The organism is Sphingomonas sp. 2378 (genome assembly GCF_038084995.1).
In the GTDB taxonomy this organism is placed as follows: Bacteria; Pseudomonadota; Alphaproteobacteria; order Sphingomonadales; family Sphingomonadaceae; genus Sphingomonas.
Window position 1 is genome coordinate 58,532 of the sequence record NZ_JAXCMJ010000011.1, and the last position, 13,414, is coordinate 71,945.

At 64.7% G+C, this 13,414-nt stretch carries 16 protein-coding genes; 9 read left to right on the forward strand and 7 right to left on the reverse strand.

Annotated features, from left to right (window positions below; genetic code table 11):
* The 5 genes from cyoC (at window position 1) to SM191_RS07935 (ending at window position 3,593) form a co-directional block, all read left to right on the forward strand.
* The gene (cyoC, locus tag SM191_RS07915; protein ID WP_341505707.1) at window positions 1-639 is read left to right on the forward strand and encodes a cytochrome o ubiquinol oxidase subunit III; all 639 of its coding nucleotides are present in this window, start codon (window positions 1-3) and stop codon (window positions 637-639) included.
* A complete protein-coding gene (cyoD, locus tag SM191_RS07920; RefSeq protein ID WP_445949831.1) occupies window positions 636-1,043 on the forward strand; it encodes a cytochrome o ubiquinol oxidase subunit IV in 408 nt (135 codons plus the stop codon). Before cyoC ends, cyoD begins: the two co-directional genes overlap by 4 nt.
* The gene (locus SM191_RS07925; protein WP_341505708.1) at window positions 1,043-1,753 is read left to right on the forward strand and encodes an SURF1 family protein; all 711 of its coding nucleotides are present in this window, start codon (window positions 1,043-1,045) and stop codon (window positions 1,751-1,753) included. Before cyoD ends, SM191_RS07925 begins: the two co-directional genes overlap by 1 nt.
* 71 nt (window positions 1,754-1,824) lie before the next feature.
* Entirely contained in the window at window positions 1,825-3,060 is a 1,236-nt protein-coding gene (locus SM191_RS07930; RefSeq protein WP_341505709.1) for an ATP-binding protein, read from the forward strand.
* Window positions 3,060-3,593, forward strand: coding sequence for a response regulator transcription factor (locus SM191_RS07935; protein WP_341505748.1), 534 nt, complete (start codon window positions 3,060-3,062; stop codon window positions 3,591-3,593). The genes SM191_RS07930 and SM191_RS07935 overlap by 1 nt, the downstream gene beginning before the upstream one ends.
* A gap of 96 nt (window positions 3,594-3,689) precedes the next feature.
* Here the strand turns inward: SM191_RS07935 and SM191_RS07940 are convergent, their stop codons facing one another.
* The 5 genes from SM191_RS07940 to SM191_RS07960 all read right to left on the reverse strand — a co-directional run bounded on the left by SM191_RS07940 (window position 3,690) and on the right by SM191_RS07960 (window position 7,292).
* Entirely contained in the window at window positions 3,690-5,510 is a 1,821-nt protein-coding gene (locus SM191_RS07940) for a DUF885 domain-containing protein (protein ID WP_341505710.1), read from the reverse strand.
* 138 nt (window positions 5,511-5,648) lie between these two features.
* The gene (locus SM191_RS07945) at window positions 5,649-6,101 is read right to left on the reverse strand and encodes a hypothetical protein (RefSeq protein WP_341505711.1); all 453 of its coding nucleotides are present in this window, start codon (window positions 6,099-6,101) and stop codon (window positions 5,649-5,651) included.
* Between the two features lie 53 nt (window positions 6,102-6,154).
* Window positions 6,155-6,406, reverse strand: coding sequence for a hypothetical protein (locus SM191_RS07950; protein WP_341505712.1), 252 nt, complete (start codon window positions 6,404-6,406; stop codon window positions 6,155-6,157).
* On the reverse strand, window positions 6,403-6,756 hold the full coding sequence (locus tag SM191_RS07955) for a phage holin family protein (RefSeq protein WP_341505713.1): 354 nt from the start codon (window positions 6,754-6,756) through the stop codon (window positions 6,403-6,405). The genes SM191_RS07950 and SM191_RS07955 overlap by 4 nt, the downstream gene beginning before the upstream one ends.
* The gene (locus tag SM191_RS07960; protein ID WP_341505714.1) at window positions 6,753-7,292 is read right to left on the reverse strand and encodes a hypothetical protein; all 540 of its coding nucleotides are present in this window, start codon (window positions 7,290-7,292) and stop codon (window positions 6,753-6,755) included. The genes SM191_RS07955 and SM191_RS07960 overlap by 4 nt, the downstream gene beginning before the upstream one ends.
* A gap of 158 nt (window positions 7,293-7,450) precedes the next feature.
* On the opposite strand from SM191_RS07960, the gene eno reads away from it, so the two are divergent.
* Both eno and SM191_RS07970 read left to right on the forward strand, forming a co-directional pair.
* Window positions 7,451-8,731: a phosphopyruvate hydratase gene (gene eno, locus SM191_RS07965; RefSeq protein ID WP_341505715.1), complete on the forward strand. Its 1,281-nt coding sequence runs from the start codon at window positions 7,451-7,453 to the stop codon at window positions 8,729-8,731.
* A gap of 56 nt (window positions 8,732-8,787) precedes the next feature.
* Complete coding sequence (locus SM191_RS07970; RefSeq protein ID WP_267433339.1) at window positions 8,788-9,078, forward strand: FtsB family cell division protein; 291 nt, start codon at window positions 8,788-8,790, stop codon at window positions 9,076-9,078.
* A 34-nt stretch (window positions 9,079-9,112) separates the two neighbouring features.
* Here the strand turns inward: SM191_RS07970 and SM191_RS07975 are convergent, their stop codons facing one another.
* Window positions 9,113-9,937, reverse strand: a complete 825-nt coding sequence (locus SM191_RS07975) for an alpha/beta fold hydrolase (RefSeq protein WP_341505716.1) — start codon at window positions 9,935-9,937, stop codon at window positions 9,113-9,115.
* Window positions 9,938-10,160: 223 nt separating this feature from the next.
* Here SM191_RS07975 and SM191_RS07980 point away from each other — a divergent pair, with 223 nt between their 5' ends.
* Window positions 10,161-12,278: a prolyl oligopeptidase family serine peptidase gene (locus SM191_RS07980; protein ID WP_341505717.1), complete on the forward strand. Its 2,118-nt coding sequence runs from the start codon at window positions 10,161-10,163 to the stop codon at window positions 12,276-12,278.
* Window positions 12,279-12,370: 92 nt separating this feature from the next.
* On the forward strand, window positions 12,371-12,730 hold the full coding sequence (locus tag SM191_RS07985; RefSeq protein WP_373461773.1) for a hypothetical protein: 360 nt from the start codon (window positions 12,371-12,373) through the stop codon (window positions 12,728-12,730).
* A 51-nt stretch (window positions 12,731-12,781) separates the two neighbouring features.
* On the opposite strand, the gene SM191_RS07990 is transcribed toward SM191_RS07985, so the two are convergent.
* Entirely contained in the window at window positions 12,782-13,345 is a 564-nt protein-coding gene (locus SM191_RS07990; RefSeq protein ID WP_341505718.1) for a glycine zipper 2TM domain-containing protein, read from the reverse strand.
* Window positions 13,346-13,414: the final 69 nt, after the last annotated feature.

The window sequence follows — 13,414 nt, forward strand, 5'->3', positions numbered from 1 at the left end:
ATGTCGACCGACGTTCTGAGCGCCGATCCGGCCAAGAACCCGACCTATTATCTGGTCGAGGACGAGGATCATCATCACGAATCCGGTGGCTCGACCGCCATCGGTTTCTGGATGTACCTGATGAGCGACTGCCTCATCTTCGCCATCCTGTTCGCCACTTATGGCGTGCTGGGCACGAGCTATGCGGGTGGGCCGACCCCGCGGGAGATTTTCGAGCTTCCGCTGGTCGCGCTCAACACCTCGATGCTGCTGCTGTCGTCGATCACCTATGGCTTCGCCATGATCGCGATGGAGAAGAACCAGAAGTCGAACACGCTGATCTGGCTGGGCATCACCGGCCTGTTCGGTCTCGCCTTCCTGTCGATCGAACTCTATGAATTCGCCAACCTCATTCATGACGGCGCGGGTCCGCAGCGTTCGGCCTTCCTGTCGTCCTTCTTCACGCTGGTCGGCACGCACGGTCTGCACGTCACCTTCGGCTCGATCTGGCTGGTCACGCTGATGGTGCAGGTTGGCCGCTTCGGACTGATCGAAGCGAATAAGCGTCGCCTGATGTGCCTGTCGATGTTCTGGCACTTCCTGGACGTCGTCTGGATCGGCGTCTTCACCTTTGTCTATCTTCTGGGAGTTCTCCGTTGAGCGCTCATCCCCCCCATGGTCATGGCGACCACGCCAATCTGGACCATGATCTCCACGCGCATGGCGACACCCATGGTCATGGTTCGCTCAAGGGTTACATGATCGGCTTCGTGCTGTCGGTTATCCTGACGGCCATCCCGTTCTGGGCCGTCATGACCGGCGCGCTCGGCGATACCCAGACGACTGCGCTGGTCATCATGGGCCTCGCCTTCGTCCAGATCGTCGTTCACATGATCTACTTCCTCCACATGAACACCAAGTCGGAGGGTGGCTGGACGATGATGGCGCTGGTGTTTACCGCTGTCCTGGTCGTCATCACGCTGAGCGGATCGATCTGGGTCATGTATCACATGAACACCAACATGATGCCGGACATGGCCGCCCAACTGGGCGGCGGCATGTAATGGCCGATGCTGGCGTCAGCGGAGAGCGGCGCGGCCGCTCGCCGCTGGTGCCGGCGATCCTGACCGCGATCGGCCTGGCCCTTATCGCGGCTTTCCTCTCGCTCGGCGTGTGGCAGTTGCAGCGCCGGGTGTGGAAGCTGGACCTGATCGCCAAGGTCGATAACCGGCTCCACGCGGCACCCGTCGCAGCTCCCCCGACCGCCGGTCCCGAGGATGTCTATCGCCGGGTCACCGCGACCGGCACTTTCCGCAACGACCGCGAGACGTTCGTCCAGGCGGTGACCGAGCGGGGACCGGGCTATTGGGTCCTGACGCCGCTGGTCGGACCGCGCTTCACCATTCTCGTCAACCGTGGTTTCGTGCCCGCCGAGCACCGCGCCGATCATGACCACCCGAACGGACCGGTCCGCGTCACCGGACTTGTCCGGATCAGCGAGCCGAAAGGGGCGTTCCTCCGCTCGAACGATCCGGTCGCCGATCGCTGGTATTCGCGCGATGTCGAGGCGATCGCCGCCGCCAAGCAGTTGGGCCCCGTCGCCCCCTATTTCATCGATGCCGACGCCACGCCCAATCCGGGCGGCTATCCGGTCGGCGGGCTGACGGTCGTCGCCTTCCGCAACAGCCATTTGTCCTATGCACTGACCTGGTTCGCGCTGGCGATCCTGACCGTCGTCGGGCTGGTCATCCTGTGGAGGCGCGGGAGCGAGTGACGGGCGTTCCGCCTTTCCTGCCGTTCACTATCCGTCCGCGCGAAGCGGATGCGACGGCGGGGACGGCGAATATGCGCCAGCTGATCCACCTTCGCTGGATGGCGGTGGCGGGACAGTTGGTGACGATCCTGTTCGTCAACCGGGTCATGGGCGTTCAGCTTCCCGTGGTGGCCATGATGGGCGTGCTCGGCATGGCGGTGGCGATCAATCTGCTCAGCCATTTCCGCCTGCGCTTCCACCGGATCACCAATACCGAACTGCTCTTCGCACTGATGTTCGATGTCGGCACGCTGACGCTCCAGCTCTTCCTGGCGGGTGGCGCGACCAATCCGTTCATCTCGCTCTATCTGATCCAGGTGGTGCTGGGTGCCGTCCTGCTGGAGACCTGGTCCGCCTGGGCGTTGGCGGGGATCACCGGCGTCTGCTTCGGCCTGCTATCGCTCCACCATCGGCCGCTGGCATTTCCGCCATGGTTGTTCGGCGACATCGCGGGACTGCATACGCTGGGCAATTGGTTGAGCTTCGCGATCGTCGCGGGTCTGCTGATCCTGTTCGTTACCCGCATCAGCCGCAATCTCCGCCAGAGCGCGGCGCGGCTGGCTGACCTGCGCGAGCAGGCGTCGGAGGAGGAGCATATCGTCCGCATGGGCCTGCTCGCCTCGGGTGCGGCGCATGAACTGGGCACGCCGCTGGCCAGCCTGTCGGTGATCCTGAGCGATTGGCGGCGGGTGCCCAAGCTGCGCGACGACGCCGAGCTCATGGGCGAGATCGCCGAGATGCAGGCCGAGGTGCAGCGGTGCAAGGCCATCGTCACCCGCATCCTCCAATCCGCCGGAGAGCCGCGTGGCGAGGCGGCGGAACTGTCCGAGGTCGGACGCTTCATCGACACGATCATCGGCGAGTGGCGGCAAAGCCATGCCCAGGTGGCGCTCGATTATCAGCGGACCGACGATGACGCGGCGATCGTGTCCGATCCCGCGATCAAGCAGGCGGTGTGGAACGTGCTCGACAATGCGGCGGAGGCGTCGCCGCACTGGGTCGGGCTGTCCGTCACGCGCGAGGGCGGGGCGGTCGCCGTCCGGGTCACCGATCGGGGGCCGGGCTTCACGTCCTCCACCCTGTCGCAGGTCGGTCGCCCGCAGCAATCGACCAAGGGAGAAGGGCATGGCGTCGGCCTGTTCCTCGTCTCCAGCGTCGTGCGCAAGCTGGGCGGACGGGTGGAGGCCGCCAATCGTCCGGAGGGTGGCGCGGTCGTCACCCTGACACTACCTCTAAGCATGATCGGCTTATCGGATCGGGAGGCATGATGGACGAGGAACGGTCCCTGGTAATCGTCGAGGATGACGAGACCTTCGCGCGCACGCTGCAACGCTCGTTCGAGCGGCGGGGCTACCGCGTGTGGGTGGCGCATGGGCCGGATGCGCTGGTCGCGGTCCTGTCGGAAACGACGCCGCGCTATGCGGTGGTCGACCTGAAGCTCGGTCAGGCGTCGGGGCTCGCCTGCGTCCAGACGCTCCATGCGCATGACCCGGAGATGCTGATCGTCGTGCTGACCGGCTTTGCCAGCATTGCGACGGCGGTCGAGGCGATCAAGCTCGGCGCGTGCCATTATCTCGCCAAGCCGTCCAACACCGACGACATCGAAGCCGCCTTTCACAAAGCGGGTGGCGATACGACGACTGCGATCACCGACCGGCCCAGTTCGATCAAGACGCTGGAATGGGAGCGGATCAACGAGACGCTGGCCGAAACCAACTTCAACATTTCCGAAACCGCGCGTCGGCTGGGCATGCACCGCCGGACGCTGGCCCGGAAGCTGGAGAAGCGCCACGTTCCATAGGGCGGGTGGAGGGGTATCGGCCCATCGAGCGGGATACCCCTCCGTCAGGCCTCCGGCCTGCCACCTCCCCTTACAGGGGAGGAATTGAGACAGGTGTCAGCGCTTCTTTTCGGCGGCGATCCAGTCGGCGATCTTCTTCTCCAGAACCGGCATGGGCAGTGCGCCGGTGTCCAGCACTTCCGCATGGAAGCGACGTGGGTCGAACCTGGCGCCCAGTTCCGTCTTGGCTTGGGCCTTCAGGCGGCTGATGGTCAGTTGCCCGATCTTGTAGGCGAGAGCCTGACCCGGAATGGCGATATAGCGCTCCACCTCGGCGGTCGCGTCGGTTCGCGCCATGGGGGAGTTGGCGAGCATATAGTCGATCGCCTGATCGCGGGTCCAACCTTTGGCGTGAATGCCGGTATCGACCACGAGCCGCATCGCGCGCAGCATCTCATCGTTCAGCCCGCCCATCCGCTGATAGGGGTCGGTTTCCATTCCGAGTTCGGGCCAGAGCGTCTCGGCATAGAGCGCCCAGCCTTCGGCGTAGGCGGTGTTGCCGCCGAACCGCATGAAGGCGGGCAGCGCCGCATTTTCCTGCGCCAGGCTGATCTGGAAATGATGCCCCGGCACTGCTTCGTGGAGATAGAGCGTCTCCATCTCCCACATATAGCGCGAGGGGAGGTCATAGGTGTTGTAATAGAACACGCCCGGTCGTGTCCCGTCCGGCGTGCCGCCCTGATAGGAGCCGCCCGCGTCCGTCTTCTCCTTGAAGGCGGGGACGGGCCGGATTTCCAGCGCGGTCTTGGGGATCAGCGAGAATTGCTCGCGGATGCGCGCATCGACGCGCCGTCCGATCGCCTCATAGCCTTCGCGCAGTTGCGCCGCCGATTTGGGCTGAAAACGCGCATCGGTGCGCAGGAAGGTAAAGAACTCAGGCAGGCTGCCCTTGAACCCGACCGCCTGCTTCTGGACTTCCATCGCCTTCAGGATACGTGCGACTTCGGACAGGCCGAGCTGGTGCACGTCCTCCGCCTTGAGCGGCAGGGTCGTGTTCTGCTCGATCAGATAGGAATAGAGCCTATCGCCGCCCGGCATCCCGACAAGCCCGACCGAGTCGCGTGCGGCGGGAAGATAGGTGTCGGCCAGGAAGCTCCGCATCCGCTTTTCGGCGGGGACGATGACGTCGCGAATCTGGGCCGCATAAGCCGCCTTCAGACGGGCTTGCTCGGCGGCAGGGATCGTGGTCGGGAAACGCTTGAGCGGTCCGTAAAAGGTGGAGTCCTCGACCGGCACCGCCAGCAGATTGTCGAACTGCGCGATCATGTTGCGCACGACCAGCTTGGGTTGCACGACGCCGCTCTTCATACCCTGCCGAAAGCGCTCGATCGCTTCGTCCAGCAGATGGGCATATTCGACGTTGCGCTTCAGATTATTGTCGTAATCCGCCACCGTGTTGAACGGGGCCGCGCCCTGGCCCGAGGCGAATTCGGGGTAGAAGGTCTGGATACCAAAGAAATGGTCCATCGGACGCACGATGGTCAGCGCAACAAGCGACGGATCGAGTCCCTTCAGCGTCGTCTCGGTCTGTTGGCGAAACACGTCATAGGCAATCTGGTTCGTCGGGGTCAGCTTGGCGCGGTCGATCTGCCCGAGGCGCTTCAAATCGCTTTCCGCTGCCGCGCGCTCCGCTGCGATCCAGGTGTCGGAGAAGAAATCGCCGATCCGGTCGGCGCGGCGCATATCGCCCCGGAACAGCCCGTTGATCGGGCTGCGCGCCAGACTGGCTTCGTCGCTGTCATGGAAAAGCTGCTTCAGCCGCGCGTCCTGCTGTCCTTCGCCGGGGAGGACAGGGGACGGGGGAATGGCCTGTGCGGCCAGCGGCGCGGCGGGGAGGGGAAGCGAAACGAGCAGGGCGGCGAGGGAAAGGTGGCGCAAGCGGATATCCCGTTCAAAAGCGGACAAGCCATCTTGGTAGAAAGCCCGCCCGCCGCCCGCAAGCCACCGTTCATCGCCACATGAAGGAAAGGGCGCTGGGCGATCCTGTCAGTTCGCGAAGCGCCCTTTCCAACGTCATCAGATTGCCGTGTCGGTCGACTTGTTCGTCGCGGCCTTCGCCGCCGCCGTGCTGGCGTTGCTGGCCACCTTGACGACATCATCGAGCAGCGAGCGGGCACGATCCTTCACTGCATCCTTGGTCAGGCCGGCATTCTCCAGCTCACGCAGGCCCGTTTCGCGCGCCGCCTGCGTCGCCTGACGGATCGTCTCGCCAAGCTTCTTGCCGAGCGGGGCGAGTAGTTCCTTCTCGCGCGCGGATCGCGGCAGCAGCGCGCCTGCGATCACGCCGACGGCCAGGCCGCCGACCAGAATGCCCAGCGGATTGGCCTCGATGGTCTGGGCGGTCTTGTGCGCCAGCTCACCGGCCTTGTCCTTGGCATCGTGATAGGCCTGCGACGCGGTTTCACGACCATGGTCCAGCTTCTCGCGAAGGCGGTCGGTCTGCTGTTCGTTCTGGGTTTCGGTGGTCATTGCGAACATCCTTCTGGGCTATGTCGCCGATGGTTACCCATCGGCGGGCCAAATCAGCGCTTGCGCTTGAACAGGCGGGCGATCCGCCGACGATTGAGCAACAGGCCAAGAACCGCGACGCCGCCAGCAACGGTCACCGGATTGCTCTTCGCGCAATCCAGGCTCGACTTGGCAGCAGACAGCCCGGCTTCCCTGGCTTGCGCAGCCAGGGCTTGGGGCTCCAACCGCGCCTGGAGACGCGACACGGTGTGGTTCATCCGCTCACGCGCGGCGGCGGCCCGGACTTCGGCTTCGGCGACGGTCATGCCTTCCCTCCCGACAGGCGGGACTTGCCCACCATCGCCAGGATCCCGGCGACGACCAGAACGAGCCCGACCACGATCAGCGTCGCGCCCAACGGTCCCGTCGTCGGGGCCAGCGCGAAGATCAACCCGACCAGCAGCGCGATCAGCGCAGCCAGCGCCAAGACGGCGGCCGCCCCGAGAAAGATCGCTGCACTGCGAAAGCGCCCGATCTTGTCCGAGGCGCGGGCCTTGGCCAGATCGATTTCCGCCGTGATATAGGAACGGCCGTCATCGACCAGTTGCGATACCAGCGACGTCAGCGTCTCCGGGTCCGACCTCGCCGCCGACAGGGGAGCGGTGACGCGGGTCACGCGGCAGCGTCGACCGACTGGCGGGTCTCAACGCCCGACTGGACGACGCGGGCCAGCACAAAGCCGAGCGCGGCAGCGATGCCGATCGCGACCGCCGGGCTTTTCGTCACGAAAGCGCGGGCGTCGTCGATCAGTTCCTCGACATCCTTGTCCTTGATCGCACCCGAGAAGGACGTGACGGTGTCGGCGGCAGAGCGGGCATATTGGCCATATTGGCTGCCCAGCTTCTCATCCACCTGACCGGCGGCATCGTTCAGGAGTTGCGCCACCTGATCGAGCGCCGACCCGGCCTTGGCCTTGCCGTCGCCCGCGAGCGCGTGGATCTTGTCGACCGCCTGTTGCTGAACCTTGGTCGCACCTTCCTTTACCTGCTGCTTGGCCTCGGACAGGGTGTTCGTGCTCTTGGCGGCATCGTCCGTGCCCAACGCCTTGGGCGCGGCGTTGGGGGCCGCGACTTCGGGTGCGCTGGCGGTGTTGGTCGCGAAACCGGGGGTGCCGCCTTGCGACGGCGGGAAGATATTGTCCGTGTCGGCCATGGGAAATCCTTTCCTCTTTGGCCCGGATGACCGGGCAGTTCGCCTCTTAACCCCGGCGGCGGAACGACGGTTCCATGCTTTTCCCGCAATTGCCCTTCGCCCTGTCACAGGTTAGAGCCGCGCCGAGACCTTCAAGGCTGATGTAGGAGCATCGTTACGTGACCGCAATCATCGACATCCACGGGCGCCAGATCCTGGACAGCCGTGGCAATCCCACGGTCGAGGTGGACGTTCTGCTCGAAGACGGCAGTTTCGGCCGTGCGGCCGTGCCCTCGGGCGCGTCGACCGGCGCGCATGAGGCGGTCGAAAAGCGTGACGGCGACAAGAGCCGCTGGATGGGCAAGGGCGTCGAAGCCGCTGTCGAGGCGGTGAATGACGAGATCGCCGACGCCATCATCGGCCTCGACGCCGAGGATCAGGCCGATCTCGACCGTACGATGATCGAGCTGGACGGCACCGAGAACAAGGGCCGCCTGGGTGCCAACGCGATCCTGGGCGTCAGCCTGGCGGCGGCTAAGGCCGCGGCGGAAGCGCGTGGCCTGCCGCTATACAAATATGTCGGCGGCGTCTCGGCCCATCTGCTGCCCGTGCCGATGATGAACATCATCAACGGCGGCGAGCATGCCGACAATCCGATCGACTTCCAGGAATTCATGATCATGCCCGTTGGGGCGGACAGCATCATGGAGGCGGTCCGCTGCGGCTCGGAAATCTTCCACACGCTGAAGAAGGCGCTGCACGAAAAGGGCTTGGCGACCGGCGTGGGCGACGAGGGCGGTTTCGCCCCTAACATCGCCTCGACCACCGAAGCGCTCGACTTCATCATGGCTTCGGTCGAGAAGGCCGGGTACAAGCCGGGCGACGACGTGATGATCGCGCTCGACTGCGCGGCGACCGAGTTCTTCAAGGACGGCAAGTACAATATCTCGGGCGAGGGCAAGATCCTGTCGAGCCATGAGATGGCCGAATATCTCGCCAACCTGACCCGCCGCTATCCGATCCTGTCGATCGAGGACGGCATGGCCGAGGATGATTGGGAAGGCTGGAAGGCGCTGACCGACCTGATCGGCGACAAGGTCCAGCTGGTCGGCGACGACCTGTTCGTCACCAACCCGAAGCGTCTGAAGCAGGGTATCGACGGCGGCTATGCCAACTCGCTGCTGGTCAAGGTCAATCAGATCGGCACGCTGACCGAGACACTGGAGGCCGTGTCGCTGGCGCAGCGTTCGCGCTACACCGCCGTCATGTCGCACCGTTCGGGCGAAACCGAGGATTCGACCATCGCCGATCTGGCGGTCGCCACCAACTGCGGTCAGATCAAGACGGGCAGTCTCGCGCGTTCGGACCGGCTCGCCAAGTACAATCAGCTGATCCGTATCGAGGAGGAGCTGGGCGATGCGGCGCGCTATGCGGGCCGTGACGTGTTGATCCGCGCTTGAAATCGAGGGGCGTCGGTACGACAATGGCCGCTGTGACCAGAAAGTCGACGCCTTTCATGCGGACCATGCGGCGGGCAGCCTTGCCCGCCCTTGGTCTGACCATCGTCGCGTTCTTCGGTGCCTATGCGGTGCTGGGGCGCAACGGTCTGCTCGCTTATGGCGAGTATCAGCGCCAGCTGGTGAAGCGTGAGCAGGATTATGCCGCGCTCGACAAGAAGCGGACGGTATTGAAGAACCGCGTCGCTCTGCTCGATCCCGACCATGCCAATCCAGACATGGTGGACGAGATGGTGCGCAAGGAACTGAACGTCGCCCATCCGGACGAGGTCATCGTTCCACTGAAATGAGAAGGGCGGCCCGCGAAAGGCCGCCCTTTCCCTGTCATCGACCCAGGAAGGTCAGCAGGTCGCTGGTCAGGCGATCGCCATGCGTGACGTTCAGGCCGTGCGGCGCGCCGTCATATTCCACCAACTGCGAATGGGCGATGCCCGCCGCCGCCGCGCGCCCCGCCGGGTCGATCGGCACGGTCTGGTCGCCGGTGCCGTGGACGATCAGGGTCGGCACGCGGAAGGCGGGCAGGTCGGGACGGAAGTCGGTCTGGCTGAACGCTTCCGCACAGGCCAAAGTGGGCTTGAGCCCCGCCTGCATCGCGACGCTGGTCGCCCAGTCGAGCACCTCGTCGCTGACCGGGCTGGTGATATAGCCGACGCCGAAGAACTGCTTGAAGAAGGTGTGGCGCAGGAAATGCGCGCGATCATTGCGCAGGCCCTGGCCGATCTGGTCGAATACCGACTGGTCGGTGCCCTGGGGGTTGTCATCGGTCTTGGGCATGTAAGGCACGACCGAGGCGATCAGACCGGCGGCGATCACGCCCTTGCCGCCGTGACGGCTCATATAGCGCGCGACTTCGCCGCCACCCATCGAGAAGCCGATGACCGCCGCATCCTGTGCCCCCGTCGCCTCCAGCACATCGGCCAGATCGTCCGACAGCGTGTCATAGTCATAGCCCGACCAGGGCTGGCCCGAACGCCCGAAGCCGCGACGGTCATAGGCAATCGCGCGGAAACCCGCCTCGGCCAGTGCCATCATCTGCGCGTCCCACATATCAGCGGACAGCGGCCAGCCATGGAGCAGGACGACGGGACGACCCTCGCCCCAATCCTTGACATAAATGTCGGTACCGTCGCGCGTCTTCACATATGGCATCGTCTGCTCCTGAGCATTCGTGCGGGAAAGGTGCGACGTGAACGGGCCGCCCGATAAGCCGTTCCGTCCGGGCGGTGGCAGCACATGTCGATCGACGCTTCGATTTTCGTCGTTCTTCCCGGTGCTAAGGCCGCAACGACAATAAAGCTGCCGTAACGCATTGCCAGTATCGCGTGATGAAGTCACATTCCCGCCCATCGGAGCATAGGACGGAGCGTAACGGATGCGGGGATGGCGGTGGATGCTGGCGGGATCGATGTTCGCCAGCCAGATTGCGACGGGAGCGGCGATGGCGCAGACGAACCAGATGACCGAGAATGATCCCTATATCTGGCTGGAGGACAAGGACGGCGCCAAGGCCCTGTCCTGGGTGGAGGCGGAGAATGCCAAGACCCTGCCGCGGCTTCAGAACGATCCGCGCTATCGGACCTTCTATGGCGAGGCATTGGCCATCGCCTCTGCCAAGGATCGCATTCCGATGCCGGGCCAGATGTATGGCCGGATCGTCAATTTCTGGCGCGATGCCGATCATCCCCAGGGCCTGTGGCGGTGGACGACCGAGGCCGACTATGCCTCGCCAGATCCGAAATGGACGACGCTGCTCGACCTCGACGCGCTAAGCAAGGCGGAGGGCAAGAAATGGGTGTGGAAGGGCGTCAACTGCCTCAGCCCCGAGGAGCGTCTCTGCCTGGTCGCGCTGTCCGAGGGCGGTGAGGACGCGATCGAATATCGCGAATTCGACATGGAAACCGGACAGTTCGTGCCGGACGGCTTCCGCCTGCCGACCTCGAAGCAGGGCGCGGCGTGGCTGGACAAGGATACGCTGCTGGTCAGCCGCGACTGGGGGCAGGGCACGCTGACCAAGTCCAGCTATCCCTTCGTCGTGAAGATGGTGAAGCGCGGCGCCCCCCTGTCGCAGGCGACTGAGATTTTCCGGGGCGAGCCCTCGGACGAACTCGGCACCTATGCCAGCGTGTTGACCGATGCGAAGGGCAACCGTGCCGTGGTGATCGAGCGGCGGCAGACCTTCTTCGGCGGCGACAAGCTGTTCTGGACGCCGACGGGCGGAGCGAAGCCCATCGCCATGCCCGCGCGCGCCTTTCCGTCCGGCATGGTCGACGGGCGCGTGATCTTTCAGACCAGCGACCCCTGGGGCGAGCATCCGGCGGGCTCGGTGGTATGGGCGCCGCTGTCCGAACTGGAAGCGGGGCGGATCGCGCCGCGCGCGCTGTTCACGCCGACCGATCGGCAGGCGGTGGAAGGCGTCACGACCACCAGGGACCGGGTGGTAGTCACCTATATCGACAATGTCCGGGGCCGTGCGAGCGTGTTCTCGCCGCAGGGCGCGGCTTGGGTGTCCACGGCGGTCCAGGTGCCGGATAATATGGCGGTCGATGTGGTCAGCACCAGCGATCGTTCGGATATCGTCTATCTCACGACGGCGGGGTTCACGACGCCGACCGTGCTATCGCGCTTCGATGCGGGTCGCGCCGCCGCGCCGCAGGTGCTCAAGACTCTGCCCGCTCGGTTCGATGCGGCCGACACCACCGTTCATCAATATGAGGCGACGTCCACCGACGGGACGAAGATCCCGTATTTCGTCGTCCTTCCCAAGAGCGCGAAGCTGGACGGCACCACGCCAACGCTGATGACCGCTTATGGCGGGTTCGAGATCGCCCGGCTGCCCACCTATCTCGGCGCGACCGGCAAGATCTGGACCGAGCGGGGCGGGGCGTTCGTGCTCGCCAATATCCGGGGCGGCGGCGAATTCGGACCGAAATGGCATGACGCGGGTCGCAAGACCAAGCGCCAGATCATCTATGACGATTTCGCCTCGGTCGCGAAGGACCTGTTCGCGCGGCACATCACCAGCGCACAGAAGCTGGGCATCTATGGCGGGTCGAATGGCGGGCTGCTGATGGGTGTCGAACTGACCCAGCATCCCGAATTGTGGAAGGCGGTGACGATCCAGGTGCCGTTGCTCGACATGGTCCGTTACCAGAAGATCGCGGCGGGCGATTCGTGGAAAGACGAATATGGCTCGATCGACGTGCCCGAAGAGGCCGCGTTCCTCCGCGGGATTTCGCCCTATGCCAATATCCGTAAAGGGGTCGCCTATCCCGAACCCTATATCTGGACGACGACCAAGGATGACCGGGTCGGGCCGCAGCATGCGCGCAAGTTCGCCGCGCGGCTGGCGGAATATGGCATCCCCTATCTCTTCTACGAAGACACGGCGGGCGGCCATTCGGGCGATGCGGATATCGCGCAAGGGGCGCGGCTGAACGCGCAGCAGATGGTCTATTTCGCGCAGAAGCTGATGGACACGCCCAAGCGTTGAGGTCGGCGGCCGGGCGGGTAGTACCGCCCGGCCCTTTCCCGTATGACGTATGCGGCAATAATCTTCTTGCTGCATTGCGGCAGGATGGGCAAATGCAGGGCATGACCGATATGACGACGACCGAGCGCCGTCCGGCTGAGCCGGCGGCTGGCGCTCCCGCCATCATCTTCGAAGCGATCGTCAAGATGCAGGCAGTGTCTGCCTTGTACAATCGCGGCGAGGTGGTGCTGGCGCCGCACGTGATCTTCACCCGCCACGACGAACTTTACGTCGATGCGACGACGATCGAGCGCGATGGCAAGCCACCGCGTGAGGAGAAGATGGGGACGTTCAAGCTGGCGGGCTTGGGTTCTCTACGTCTGACGCCGCGTCGCTTCGCCGCCAGTTCGCTGTTCGAGCGTGAGGCGGAAAAGTATCAGAATGCCGCTCTCATGATGGTCGAGCCGGCCTGACCTCATTCGGATGGTGCCGCGCTCCGAAGACGGAGTGCGGCGCCGGTCCCGTCAGCGACAGCGGACCTGGTTCTGGTCGATCGAGCGACCGGCCAGCGCGCCGCCCGCAGCACCTAGCAGCGTCGCGATCGTGCTGCTGCGACCACCGACCAGATTGCCGAGGATACCACCGGCCGCACCGCCGATGATCAGGCCGGTCGTCCCGTCCGAACGGCGGCAATAATAGCGGCCATCGGTCCCGGCATAGACGCGGTCCTGCGGCTGGAGCACGCGCTCCCGATATTGCGGGCCGTCACGATAGTCGCCGACCGGATCGTAATAGGGCTCGCCATTGCCGTCATAGCCATCCGCGGGACGCGGCGGGGCGACGCGATATCCGCCGGGGCCTCCGGGCGGCGGCGGAGCGGGGCGATAGTCGCCATCGTCATATCCGCCCCGGTCGCGCCGGGACTGATACAGGTCCACCTCCTGCCGATAGATTTGATATTCCCGGTCGAACCGCGCCTGCGCCGCGCGAAACCGCACATCGTCGGCGGCGGATTGCGCGGTGGCGGGAACGGCCGTGATGACGACGGCGGTCGAGATTGCTGCGATGGCCAGACAACGAAAGTCCATCGATCCTATCCTCCATGCCCGGACAATCGGGCCGTGCGACCGATACGGACACGAATTGATATGGTTCCT

What these genes read in the sequence shown, in the direction of transcription:
- cyoC (WP_341505707.1), top strand. Translation starts at nt 1, where the DNA reads ATGTCGACCGACGTTCTGAGCGCCGATCCGGCCAAGAACCCGACCTAT.
- SM191_RS07925 (WP_341505708.1), top strand. Translation starts at nt 1,043, where the DNA reads ATGGCCGATGCTGGCGTCAGCGGAGAGCGGCGCGGCCGCTCGCCGCTG.
- SM191_RS07930 (WP_341505709.1), top strand. Translation starts at nt 1,825, where the DNA reads ATGCGCCAGCTGATCCACCTTCGCTGGATGGCGGTGGCGGGACAGTTG.
- SM191_RS07935 (WP_341505748.1), top strand. Translation starts at nt 3,060, where the DNA reads ATGGACGAGGAACGGTCCCTGGTAATCGTCGAGGATGACGAGACCTTC.
- SM191_RS07945 (WP_341505711.1), bottom strand. Translation starts at nt 6,101, where the DNA reads ATGACCACCGAAACCCAGAACGAACAGCAGACCGACCGCCTTCGCGAG.
- SM191_RS07950 (WP_341505712.1), bottom strand. Translation starts at nt 6,406, where the DNA reads ATGACCGTCGCCGAAGCCGAAGTCCGGGCCGCCGCCGCGCGTGAGCGG.
- SM191_RS07960 (WP_341505714.1), bottom strand. Translation starts at nt 7,292, where the DNA reads ATGGCCGACACGGACAATATCTTCCCGCCGTCGCAAGGCGGCACCCCC.
- SM191_RS07970 (WP_267433339.1), top strand. Translation starts at nt 8,788, where the DNA reads ATGCGGACCATGCGGCGGGCAGCCTTGCCCGCCCTTGGTCTGACCATC.
- SM191_RS07975 (WP_341505716.1), bottom strand. Translation starts at nt 9,937, where the DNA reads ATGCCATATGTGAAGACGCGCGACGGTACCGACATTTATGTCAAGGAT.
- SM191_RS07980 (WP_341505717.1), top strand. Translation starts at nt 10,161, where the DNA reads ATGCGGGGATGGCGGTGGATGCTGGCGGGATCGATGTTCGCCAGCCAG.
- SM191_RS07985 (WP_373461773.1), top strand. Translation starts at nt 12,371, where the DNA reads ATGCAGGGCATGACCGATATGACGACGACCGAGCGCCGTCCGGCTGAG.
- SM191_RS07990 (WP_341505718.1), bottom strand. Translation starts at nt 13,345, where the DNA reads ATGGACTTTCGTTGTCTGGCCATCGCAGCAATCTCGACCGCCGTCGTC.